Consider the following 8589-nt stretch of genomic DNA (forward strand, 5'->3'; position numbering starts at 1 on the left):
GTCCAAAAAGGACGGGCGGGACGCCCATCCCACAATAACAATTAAAATTGTAAGTTATTTAATTCGCGATCCTAAGTGAGCGCGTCACCCATTTTGAGTTGGGAAATGTCTATTATACAAAAAAAAATCACCAAGGCTTCGCCCTACAAAAATTTATCTTAAATTTAACCAATCTTGAATTTCTTGCGCTAACCAAGCCGCCTCAACCTCTTTCAAATTTGTTGCTAAAGTATAAAAGTAAGTTCCCCTCTCGTTACCTGAACGAATCCTGATTTCATTTCCCTGATAAGTATTGTATAGAAAAGCACCCAAAATCTCAGAAACTTCCCCCCTTTGTCCTAAATAACTCCAACCAAATATCTGATGTTCCAGTTTAAAGTAGTTCCGGTTAAAGGTAATTTTAGTACCATTGCCCAAAATCTTAACTAAGATACTTGCTATAAGCGGAAAAAATCCTAATCCCATAGTCACATTTACTTGCAAATATGCTAAGACTATCGGCCAAGATAGCAGTATAGTTAATATTCCTATAAAAGCACCTGAAAAAGGCTTTCTGACTAAACGAGACGGAATTTTAATCTTTAACTCGGTCGCTGATTTGCTAACTTGAATGCGACTGTGACGCGGTTTAGCAATTTTCCTCACAGTCTCAATTTGAAGATTAGCCCCTTGTATGTTTCCCGATTTCAAAGCTGCTAAAGCCTCTCTAGCCTCGCTGAAACGCTTTTCTAACGCGATTTCCGTCATCTTCTCAATCCAGCTTACCAAACTAGGACTCACACTCACGCGATCGCTAAACTGAATCCGAGAATCTTTCTGTGGCAAATCCGCAGGAGTCACCCCCGTTAACAAATGAATTAAAGTAGCTCCCAAAGCATACAAATCCGAAGCCGCCACCGCCCGCCCCCAAAACTGTTCTAAGGGTGCATAGCCACTCGTTCCTACCACTGTAAACGTTACACCTGTCACCGCCGCTTGAGCTTGTACCGCACCAAAATCTACTAGATAAACCTGCTGATTTTCCCCCAAAATTAAATTACTCGGCTTAATATCTCGGTGCAAAACCGGGGGACTCAATTCATGCAAATAAATTAAAATTTCTAGCACTTCAGTGGCAATTTTTCGTACTTGTTTTTCTGAAAAATGCTGACCATTTTCTAAAAAGTCCTGAAGCGAAAACCCCGGAATATAATCTTGCACTAACCCAAACCAAGGGAATCCTGCTCCGGCTTCCCGCTCCAGGGAAAAATAATCTCGATAGCAAGGAATGCGGGGATGATTTAGCGCCTGCAAAACTTGTGCTTCTCTTTCAAAAAGCTTGAGTTCTTCCCACTGCATTTCCGGGCTAAAAGCTAACATTTTCAGCGTCACCTGTTCTTGAGACTCTAAATCTACTGCTAGCCAAGTTTGATGACCGGCCGCTGTGCGTCCTAAACGCTGTTGCAATTGATAACGTTCTTGTAAAATTTTTCCGGGATTTAACACAGCCTAGTCCTATTTTGTTTAAATATATGAAATTTCCTTAACTATTAAATTAACTATTTTGCCGACAGCGTTAAATTGCTAGTACAAGTAATTATCCGTGGATTTCTCCATTCGGCATAATTGTACCGCGCCACTGAGCACCCGTTAAATTAGCAGTGCTCAAATCTGCCCTAATCAAATTTGTGCGGTGCAAAATTGCCTCCCGAAAATCTGTTCTAGCCAGGTAAGCATCAGTCAGATCAGCTTCACTCAAATTTGCCTGATTCAAATTAGCTCGACTCAAATCAGCCCGCACCAAATTAGCGCGACTCAAGTCAGCCATAACTAAATTAGCATTGCTCAACTTAACATCAGGAAGAAATGCACCCCGCAAGTTAGCGCCAGCAAATTCAGCATCAATTAACACAGCTCTTTCCAACTTAGCATTTGTCATTACAGCCCAAGAAAAATTTGTTTCTACCAAAGTTGCTTCAGTCAAAAATATGCCATCTAAAATAGCTTCGCTCAAATTCGCCTGAGTCAGATTTGCTTCCCCCAGAGATGCTTCTGTCAAATTCGCGTGACTGAGATTAGCTTTAGTCAAATCGGCACCTTGCAAATTGACGCCCCGCAAATCGGCACCTTGCAAATTTGTACCCCGCAAATTTGCACCCTCAAAAATCCGCACCTCCTTCCGCAAATTTGCACCCCGCAAGCACGCCCCGCGCAAATCGGCACCTTGCAAATTCACACCTCGCATATCTGCATCGCTCAAATTTGCATCAATAAAAACTGCCAAAGAGATGTTGGCTTTGCGAAAGTCTGCACCTTGCAAAGTCGCTCCGTGGAAGTCTGCATCAGACAAATTTGCTCCGCTCAAGTTCGCTTGATTTAAGTTAGCACCGCACAGCTTTGCATTAGTTAAATTTGCGCGCTGAAGGTTAATTCTGCTCAGGTACGACATCGCTAAGTTTGCACCCCAGAGGTCAGCATTACTTAAATTGACGCCAATTAAATCGGCACCGCTCAGGTATACCCCTCTGAGATTCATACCTTGAAAATCTAGTTCTCCTGATGTATATCGCCTTAAAATTTCGCTGGCATTCATATTTTTTTGTTGTTAATTAGGTACAATCTGCTATTTCTAGGCTGCTTAAATTTCTGTTCGCGCAGGCGGACTTAGTTTGTGTAGCGCCAGACTTGAGTCTGAGAAATTTGATGAAATTTCTTGAATTTCAGTTGACGCAGGCCGACTTAGTTTGTGTCGGGAGCATCTCACCTTTGCAGCCCTCCGCTAGAAATTGGAGTTTTGAGGCAGGAGGCAGGAGGCAGGAGGCAGAAGGAAAGAGGAAGAAGGAAAGAGGAAGAAGGAAGGAGCCAGAAGAAGGAAGGAGCCAGAAGAAGTATTTTTACAAATATGAGATGCTCCCGTTTGTGTCACCCCAGACTTGAGTCGAGCGTTTAATGAGTTTGATTGACAAATTCTTGAGTCCAAAAGACTGTTTTGTTGCCTAACTGTCGCCCGTGAATTTTCACATGAGTAAGATATTTGGATTTTAAAGTACACAGTTTTTTGTGAATGTAGGTAGCTGTAGCCTGTTGGTTTGGTACTTCAGCAGACTCCAGAATCACATGGAGCCAACCGTCTTTAAATCCTACTGTAGCAGCAATTCCTTTAGGCTGTAGCAATTGATTAATCAATTGGGCGATCGCCTTTGGTTTGCCTTGTTTTGCCATTTCCAGAAGCTGATACTGATTTGCTTTATGGCTCGAGTTTTCCTGCGGGATGTCTGAAATATTGTCAACCAAGTTTTCTGTGCTTTCAGAAGGATATTTTCCGCTTTCTTTTGACTCCAATTCGCTCAAAATTTCCAGCAATTTATCGGTAAACTTCTGAACTTTTCCTACATACTCTCGGAGATTTTTATATTTCCAGTACAAACGCTCCTCTACACTTCCCGTAGAAATTTTTCCGTTCAAAGCAGCTTCTAACTGGGTGAATATATTTTCTATTTGCGCCGTTGCGGAGTTAGCACTTTGACTGACTAATTCTGTCATTTCTTCTTCCAATCCCAACTTTCGTTTGATGGAATCGCTAATATTTATAATAACAGGAGCCGCCGGTTCTAAAATTTCGATAATAGTCGGCATTTCTGCAACGGGGAAGGTTTCTACGATTTCCGGTCTGAACTCGGTAGCATAATTATTGCTGGTTTCGGGTTCTTTAAACTGTAGATTTTCTGCCGTGTCCGGCACTAAGTAACTCTTCTGGGGGTCATAATGATAGTGAGGTGGAGCAGCTTGAAGGATGTGAGTAATCTCGCCTGGATCAAAATAATCGGTGCGCCTGTCCACCATCTCGCTCTCTTCATAAACACTGTTGTTTAAATGTGTCTGATCGTAATCTTCACTAGCCGAAGATTCGGCTTCATAGGATTCTTCCTGTTGCATTTTTGCGTAACAAGGATTCATCGCTTTGATGATTACGCTCGCAGCTTGATCGTTTTCATCTCTGTTGTCGAGATTGCTAGCAGTTCTGTATAAATGAGATTCCAGTTCGGCTAGGCTGCCACAGACATTAAACAGTTGTCGCAGCAGAGTGTCAAGTTCTTGAGTTTTCAGCAGTAGCCAGTCGCGATCGCTAAAAGTGAACTCGTGATAAAGACTCGAAAAAATTAGGATTTTCGCCCTCAGCGGATTTGTTTGCTGCAAAATTTTTTGTCTGACATCAAATAAAGGGCCGGGGTTTCTTGTCCTTTCTTCGCTGCTGGGTATTTCCGAACTAAAGTGATCGTCAAATGCGGGAGCTTCCTGACCGCCAAAACTAGATATGTTTATTTCTAATTTGGTGAAGTCTTCAAATTCATACAGCCTGCTAAGTTGACAGACTATGAGGTCTGCTACTAAAGCATACTCGGTTTTTTTATTAACCTTAGAGACTATACTATTTAAAACAGCTTCAATATCTTCTAACCTGCTGTATTTGGCGCACAGTTCTTCGATTAAAATCCTTACATCGGCGCTGGCGAGTTGGGCGGGGTCGTTTTCCCACAACTCTTTACAAGCAAAAAATATTATTTTTTTAATGCGCGAGAGATTCACGTCTTGTTCTAATTCGCGAACAACTTCATCTAAAATAGATAAAGCTTTCATAGTTTTCCTCCCATAAAAATACCCTGTCAACACTCAGCAAGAAATAATACAATTATACCACATTTGATAAATGCAAGACTTTGATGCGATCGTAATTGGCAGCGGTATTGGGGGCTTAGTCGCAGGCTCGATGCTAGCCCGCTACGGCAAGCGGGTTCTCGTCTGCGAGAGCCACATCATAGCGGGCGGGGCAGCCCACAGCTTTTCGCGCCGGGGATTTCACTTTGATTCGGGGCCTTCTTTTTATTGCGGTTTGACTGACCCCCGGTCGTTCAATCCTTTGCGGCAAGTTTTTGATGTTTTAGAGGAATCGATCGCAGCAATTTCCTACGATCCGCTGGGGCATTACCATTTTCCAGAGGGGAGTTTACCGATTTATGCTGATGCGAGAAGTTACTTAGATGCTGTAGCCAAATTCGCACCGCAAGGTGCTGTAGAATTACAGCAATTTCAACAAAACTTATTAGTTTTGTATGAAGCTTTGCGTGGGATTCCGGCTTTAGCGCTGAGATCCGACTGGCAGTTGATACCTGTTTTGCTGTCTCGGTACTCGCCTGCTTTGCTGAAGCTGTTGCCGCTAGTAGGTGCGATCGCGGGTTCAGCAGGTTCCTTGATGGATCGGGACGTGCGTGACCCTTGGGTGCGGCGTTTGATAGATTTGGAGTGCTTTTTGCTGTCGGGTTTGAAAGCGCACGGAACTGTCGCGCCGGAAATAGCATTTATGATTGGGGAACGATCGCGCTGTGCGATCGAATATCCTGTAGGTGGCAGCGGTGCGATCGTCGATGCTTTAGTCAGAGGTTTGCAGCGCTGGGGAGGAAAATTGCGCCTGGGATCTCCCGTCGAGCAAATATTAGTTGAAGCGGGCAAAACCACTGGCGTTCGCTTGAAAAATGGCGAAATTATTCGCGCCCCAATTGTTATTTCAAATGCCACAATTTGGGATACTTATACAAAGTTACTGCGGCCTGAAGATGTGCCGGAAAGCTACAGAAAAAGCGCTTTGTCGATGCCAGCAGTAGACAGTTTCATGCACCTGCATTTAGGAATTAAAGCCGAAGGACTCGAAGGTTTAACCGGCCACCACGTCGTCGTTCACGACAGCAAGATTGACATTACAGTACCCGGAAATACTTGCATGATTTCGATTCCTACAGTGTGGGATACAAGTCTCGCGCCGCCCGGACATCACGCCGTTCACGCTTATACATTGGAACCTTACGAAGGTTGGGAATATGGCGAATTGTATCAGCAGAAAAAGCAAGAGCGATCGCAATCTCTGTTTCAAGCTTTAGAAAAAATTATACCCGATTTGCGATCGCGGATAGTCTTAGAGTCGATCGGCACACCGCTAACCCACGCCCGATTTTTGCGCCGATATCAAGGAACTTACGGGCCTGCAATTGCCGCCGGAAAAGGCACATTTCCCGGCCCGCAAACACCAGTCAAAGGCTTGTATCGAGTGGGAGACAGCACCATGCCGGGAATTGGCGTACCCGCTGTCGCAGCATCGGGTATTTTGTGCGCGAATACTTTGGTAAATTCCGATGTGACAGCACAATTTTTGTAAGCGAAGGAAGTTCGGCAACGGATTATGTAACGGATGTAACGGATGTAACGGATGTAACGGATGTAACGGATGTAACGGATGTCAGGAAGAAGGAAGTTCGGCAACGGATTATGTAACGGATGTAACGGATGTCAGGGAGAAGGAAGAAGGGAGAAGGAAGAAGGAAGAAGGAAAATTAACTGGTTCCCTGCCTCTGGCTGGGAACCGAGATCCAGAGGCTCTGCCTCGCTGGCAAAAAAACAGGAGGCAGAGCAATAGTGAAATGCGTTCCCAGCCAGAGCCAGGGAACGAGGAAAACGAGGAAAAAACTACTTTTTACAAAATCTGCCTGCTGCCAAAACTGATTATCCACCAGCGGCAAAAGCGCCCATAATTGCGATCGACAAAGCCAAACCTGGCAACAGCAGCAATCCTAACATCAAAGCATCGTGTCCGCTCATCACTTTCTCCTGATATTTACCTTTGACATTATACTCTATAAACCGCCATCTTGCCTCGACCTTAATAATTAATTAAAACCGGCATATAGATTCAGGATTGACAGGGCAAATTTTATTAACTATGGGATTACCGCGCAAGTCCAGTGTAGTTAACTTTTGCAACGATTGCAGGGAACTGATATCAGAGATTTGATTGTTGTACAAGTCTAGTAAAAATAAATTATTTAAAGCTTGTAGCGCGCTGCTATCCGAAATCGGATTGTTGAACAAATAAAGTTCAGTCAAATTAGTTAAGGATTTCAGCGGACTGATGTCTGATATTTGATTGTTACCGAGGTTGAGTTCAATTAAATTAGTGAGCGATGTCAAAGGACTAATATCTGATATTTTATTTTGGAATAAAACCAATTTATTTAAGTTAGTTAGAGAAGCCAGCGGAGTCAGGTCAGATATTTCATTTCCGAAGAGAAACAGCGTTTTGAGATTTTTCAAGGAAGCCAGCGGGGTGATATCCGATATTTTATTATTGTAAAGGTAGAGTGTCTGGAGTTCAGTTAAATTTGCCAGAGGAGCGAGATCGGAAATTTGATTTTTGTAGAGAATCAGTGCATTTAAGTTAGTTAAATTTTGCACCGGAGTGATGTCTGAAATTTTGTTGTCAAACAAGACAAGTGCGGTAAGATTAGTTAAAACTGCTAGGGGAGTGAGGTCGGAGATTTGATTGGTATCGAGAACGAGTATACTCAGATTTATTAGAGATGAAAGCGGACGGATATCTGATATTTGATTGACATCTATAACCAGAGCTTTCAGGTTAGTTAAAGATTGCAGGGGAGCGATGTCAGATATTTGATTACTGCCGAGGATGAGATTAGTAAGTTGAGTGAAAGATGAGAGGGGGCTGATATCGGTAATTTGAAGATTTTTGAGGTTAAGTTCTGTTGTATTAGAAAGCAGTTCGTTAGCTCGATCGCACTCGGAAGTCTCTGATATTTGCAACAGTATGTCTACGGTATGTTTGGCACCGGGAGAGATGTTTTGTTTCTGCTTGCACCAATCGGAAAAGTTATTATAGGTTGTCATGGGCTGTGCTGCCTTAATCGATTTTAGATGGGATATTTGAAATTTTAGATATAGCGGTTCTCAAACGTGGTGAGGTATGGGGTGAGTCCTATGCCGATGCCCGATGCCCGATGCCCGATGAGCACCTCATGTTACTGAGAAAGGCTATAAGTATAGCAATTCTATTCCATTTGTGAATGAGATTTTTTTCGGGTTTTGAGAAATTTCAGCAAAAATTGTGTAAAGTAATCTTAACATCCTTAATTGCATTGCCTTCGCAGGAGCCAAGAGCCAACTATGACACCAGAACTAATTTTTAATGCCGGTAATCTGTTCGTTGTGCCTTTCTGGGCAATTATGATTTTATTACCAAACTGGGGAATTACCCGAAAAGTGATGAATTCCTTCATTCCGTTTGCAGTGCTCGCCGTTTTGTACATATATTTGTTTGGTAGCAGTCTGACTGCGGAAAATGCGGCTGCTTTGTCGAATCCCAAGTTAGCAGATATTGCTAAGTTTCTGGGGGAGGAAACGGCGGCGGCTACGGGATGGATACATTTTTTAGTGATGGACTTGTTTGTCGGGCGCTGGATTTATTGGGAAGGACAGCGGACAGGAGTTTGGACGGTTCATTCTTTGGCTTTGTGTTTTTTTGCGGGGCCGATGGGATTGCTTTCTCATATTGTAACTGCTTGGATTACTCAAAGGTTTTTTCCGAGTTCGGAAAGTCTTTCAGGGGCCGGTTCTGGAGCCCACCCCCAAGAAAATTGATGTATTGTGGAACGGGCTCTCTGGCCCGTTCGTTCCTAAGAATGGCGCAAGATATCAATAAGAATATAGATCGTAGCTAAACCCGCTCCTTGTATTTTGAAAGAGGTAGATGGCGGTTTACCGTTGGGT

8 protein-coding genes are annotated in these 8589 nt (G+C 43.4%); 4 read left to right on the plus strand and 4 right to left on the minus strand.

Features of this window, described 5'->3' with window-relative positions; translation table 11 throughout:
- Positions 1-153: 153 nt before the first annotated feature.
- Together QUA00_RS25365 and QUA00_RS25370 are read right to left on the minus strand one after the other, a co-directional pair.
- Positions 154-1485 (minus strand): serine/threonine-protein kinase, encoded by a 1332-nt coding sequence (locus tag QUA00_RS25365; protein ID WP_333138158.1) that lies wholly within the window; start codon positions 1483-1485, stop codon positions 154-156.
- Positions 1486-1576: 91 nt separating this feature from the next.
- Complete coding sequence (locus QUA00_RS25370; protein ID WP_333138160.1) at positions 1577-2572, minus strand: pentapeptide repeat-containing protein; 996 nt, start codon at positions 2570-2572, stop codon at positions 1577-1579.
- 110 nt (positions 2573-2682) lie between these two features.
- Between QUA00_RS25370 and QUA00_RS25375 the strand changes: the two genes are divergently transcribed.
- Positions 2683-2916 carry a hypothetical protein gene (locus QUA00_RS25375; protein ID WP_333138162.1) on the plus strand — a complete coding sequence of 78 codons (234 nt, stop codon included), beginning with the start codon at positions 2683-2685 and terminating at the stop codon, positions 2914-2916.
- Between the two features lie 9 nt (positions 2917-2925).
- Here QUA00_RS25375 and QUA00_RS25380 read toward each other — a convergent pair whose 3' ends face one another.
- Positions 2926-4617 (minus strand): hypothetical protein, encoded by a 1692-nt coding sequence (locus tag QUA00_RS25380; RefSeq protein ID WP_333138164.1) that lies wholly within the window; start codon positions 4615-4617, stop codon positions 2926-2928.
- 70 nt (positions 4618-4687) lie between these two features.
- Here QUA00_RS25380 and QUA00_RS25385 point away from each other — a divergent pair, with 70 nt between their 5' ends.
- Positions 4688-6187 (plus strand): NAD(P)/FAD-dependent oxidoreductase, encoded by a 1500-nt coding sequence (locus QUA00_RS25385; protein ID WP_333138166.1) that lies wholly within the window; start codon positions 4688-4690, stop codon positions 6185-6187.
- Positions 6139-6303, plus strand: coding sequence for a hypothetical protein (locus QUA00_RS25390; protein WP_333138168.1), 165 nt, complete (start codon positions 6139-6141; stop codon positions 6301-6303). The genes QUA00_RS25385 and QUA00_RS25390 overlap by 49 nt, the downstream gene beginning before the upstream one ends.
- 396 nt (positions 6304-6699) lie before the next feature.
- On the opposite strand, the gene QUA00_RS25395 is transcribed toward QUA00_RS25390, so the two are convergent.
- Positions 6700-7710 (minus strand): leucine-rich repeat domain-containing protein, encoded by a 1011-nt coding sequence (locus QUA00_RS25395; RefSeq protein WP_333138170.1) that lies wholly within the window; start codon positions 7708-7710, stop codon positions 6700-6702.
- A gap of 276 nt (positions 7711-7986) precedes the next feature.
- Here QUA00_RS25395 and QUA00_RS25400 point away from each other — a divergent pair, with 276 nt between their 5' ends.
- Positions 7987-8460, plus strand: coding sequence for an ABA4-like family protein (locus QUA00_RS25400; RefSeq protein ID WP_333138172.1), 474 nt, complete (start codon positions 7987-7989; stop codon positions 8458-8460).
- Positions 8461-8589: the final 129 nt, after the last annotated feature.

Source organism: Microcoleus sp. T2B6 (assembly GCF_036700475.1).
Classification (GTDB): domain Bacteria; phylum Cyanobacteriota; class Cyanobacteriia; order Cyanobacteriales; family Microcoleaceae; genus Microcoleus.